The organism is Anaerolineales bacterium, assembly GCA_022866145.1.
In the GTDB taxonomy this organism is placed as follows: domain Bacteria; phylum Chloroflexota; class Anaerolineae; order Anaerolineales; family E44-bin32; genus PFL42.
The window spans coordinates 1-3,041 of record JALHUE010000523.1; the positions used below are offsets into that span (position 1 = coordinate 1).

The window sequence follows — 3,041 nt, forward strand, 5'->3', positions numbered from 1 at the left end:
CTCGTAGGCATCGCCCTGCAGTGCGTCCAGCAGCTGAACTCGGCTGAACACTCGGCCTGGCTCGGAGGCCAGCGTCGCCAGCAGCGTAAATTCGGTCGGCGTCAGCAGGATTTCCTCCCCGCCGCGCCGGACCTGGTGGCGGGGCAGGTCAATCTCCAGATCCGCGTGCCGCAGTACCTGCTGGGCGACGGGCTCCCCGTAACTCCTGCGCAGAACGGCCCTCACCCTTGCCACCACTTCCCGCGGCGAAAACGGCTTGGTGATGTAGTCGTCGGCACCCATCTCCAGTCCCACCAGGCGATCAGTTTCCTCGACACGGGCCGTCAGCATGATGATCGGCGTGTCTCCCGCCCGGCGGATCTCGCGGGCCACATCCAGGCCGTCCTTCTTGGGAAGGTTCAGGTCGAGCACAACCAGATCCGGCTGACGATGATGAAAGACGGAAAGCCCGGACACTCCGTCGGCCGCGGTTTCGACGCGAAAGTGGGCCGCCTCCAGGTAGTCCCGTACGATGGCCGCCAACTCGAGCTCATCTTCGATGATCAGCACGGTCTTCGCCATGATTCCGATTATACGCTCCGCATTCCCATCGCCCTGGACTGGGCGCGCCCCCCGCCACTCGTAGCTCACTCCAACCGCACTCACCGCCATGCGCCTCAGGCGCCCCAGGGTCACTCGACCCACCCTACCGCCCCCCTGTGAAGAACCGGTGAAGGCACTCGACCCAGACCACAGGCCGATGGGCCGCGCACCTTCACCCATCCTCGTCCTCCGGGCGCTATCGGAACCCCCACAATCCCTTCACAGCACATGCGCGACTCGAGCACAGCTGGGTGGGATGATGCACGCAAGACCCTTCCCTGAATGGGAGATCAAGGTGAGCATGACCAAAGCCTACCGAAAACTGGATCCTCGACGCAGTCCTGTTCCTGGCACTCCTGGGCGCCTTGCTGAAGGGCGGGACCGGTCCTGCGCTCCATCAGTGGTTAGGTTTCGGGATCGCGATCTTGGCCGCCTGCCATCTTGGATTGCATTGGGCCTGGGCAGGAGCGGTGATGTGAACGCGCTTCGGCAAGCAGCCGAGGCGGGTCCGCCGATTCGATGCGCTCGACGGAGCCCTTCTGGCCGGGCTGATCTGCACCCTGGCCTCCGGGCTGGTCATCTCGACCTGGCTCGGGCTCCCCCTCGCCAACACCCGGGCGTGGGAGCTGGCGCACCTCGCCGCCAGCCTCGCCACGTTGCTGCTGGCCGTCGCCAAGGTCGCCCTGCACTGGCACTGGGCGATCACGGTCTTCCGCCGCCTCCGGCCTCAGCCTCGCCTCCCCCATGCGCTGACAGCGCATGTCCCCCTGACCCCGGTTCGGGCCACGCCCAGTCGGCGGGACTTCCTGCGATTGATCTGTATCGTCGGCGTGGCCTCAGTTGCCGCTGCACTCCCCGCCTTGCAGGCAGTCCAGGCGCAGGGCCGAACAAACGCCGACGCCAGCGCCTCCGACCAGGGCGCCCCGCTTGCTCGCGTGAGATCACCTCCATTGTCGGGCGCGCGGTGCGCCAAGGCCTGCTCGTTCCCCGGGGGATGCCGGCACTACACCGATGCCGATGGCAATGACCTGTGCGACCTCGGCCAACGCACGACCTGATGCCCGCCACGCGTGAGAAACCACGTGCCGTCCACCCAACGAACTGCACCGCGGGGATCGGTGCTAGAATCCAGTCTCTGCACGGAGTCCCAGCTATGTCTCGACCTCGATCCTTCGTTCTGCTTCCCTTGATAGCCTTTCTGCTCGTCGGATGGAACACCTCTTCCGCGAAGTCCAGTGCAGGCCTGGATCGCCTGCCGGTTGGGGAGGCGCAAAGCACCGGCTACCCTCTGCTTGCGGAACTGCACGGGCAGAACGCGAGCCTGCTAGCACTTGCGATCTCTCCCGATGGAGCGCTGCTGGCAGCCTCCGGAGACAAAGGCGCCATCGACCTGTGGACCGTCGCAGATTGGCAGCCGGCGGGCAGCCTGACCGGACACACTGCGGGAGTGAACACGCTTGCCTTCTCGCCTGATGGCGCCCGGCTGGCGTCGGGTTCCGATGACGCAACTGTCCGGGTATGGGACCTGTCGACCCTAACCGAGCTCAGTCGCTTCAAGCCGACCATGGCGACCAATGTCTACAGGGTGGCTTTTTCGCCCTCTGGCACCGAACTAGCCGTTGGGGCCCAGCTCTGTGTTGTACAACTGGTCAATCCGGGAAATGGAATCCTACGTCGGACCCTTGACCAACCCGGCTGCGGCGCGACGAGCCTAGGCTGGGTCTGGGCCTGGGGCATCGACTATTTCCCGGATGGCGACGGTTTGATCACTGGCGACGGCCGAGGCTGCTGCGGCGGGGCGCTATTTCGCTGGGCAGAAGACCGCTTCATCGAGCCAGAACTGTTGGCCGGGTATGGGCTCCCCGTGAATGACGTGGATGTCGATGGCAGCGGAACCAGGGTGGCCCTCTCCGCCTTGGGTGAGCCCGCGGTCTGGATCCGGGATACCGTCAGCGGCGACCTGATCCACGAGATGATCGGTCATGTCTTCCGGGTCAACGCTGTCGCTTATTCGCCAGACGGGAAGCTGGTGGCCTCCGTTTCTCGCGACGGGACTCTCGTCCTATGGGACACGGAGACCGGCACCGAAGCCTCCCGGATCTCGCCCCGTGTCGGCCCACTGACGGATGTGGCCTTCACGCCGGATGGAAGACTGATCGCCGCGACCACTGAGGACGGCAGGGTCCTGGTCTGGGACTTGAGCGGCGGCTGATCCCTCAGCTGAAGCCACTCCGGGTGGAATGCAAGCTCCGCTCGTGCTGCGTGCCGGCTCCAGGCTGCCCGCCTGCTGCCGACTCCCCTTCCTATGGGATAGACGCCCTGGCAAGTTCGCCGTAAGGTGAGGCCATGCGCACGGAAGACCTGCTGCGTTTCCAGGCCGAGATCCGGGCGGTCCGGCAAGCCCTGCTCGCTGAGCGGATCGAAGTCGTGTTCCCCTCCGGCGGCCACCTGGCCGGCCA

General features: G+C 65.6%; 2 protein-coding genes. One reads left to right on the plus strand and one right to left on the minus strand.

Translation table 11 applies throughout. From position 1 onward, the window contains the following. Positions 1–561: response regulator (locus MUO23_15080; protein ID MCJ7514275.1), on the minus strand; the 561-nt coding region annotated here is incomplete at its 3' end. Between the two features lie 1,174 nt (positions 562–1,735). On the opposite strand from MUO23_15080, the gene MUO23_15085 reads away from it, so the two are divergent. Continuing rightward, positions 1,736–2,794: a WD40 repeat domain-containing protein gene (locus MUO23_15085; protein MCJ7514276.1), complete on the plus strand. Its 1,059-nt coding sequence runs from the start codon at positions 1,736–1,738 to the stop codon at positions 2,792–2,794. Positions 2,795–3,041: the final 247 nt, after the last annotated feature.

Excerpts from the sequence above, each read along its gene's own strand:
- MUO23_15085 (MCJ7514276.1), top strand. The coding sequence starts at position 1,736 with ATGTCTCGACCTCGATCCTTCGTTCTGCTTCCCTTGATAGCCTTTCTG.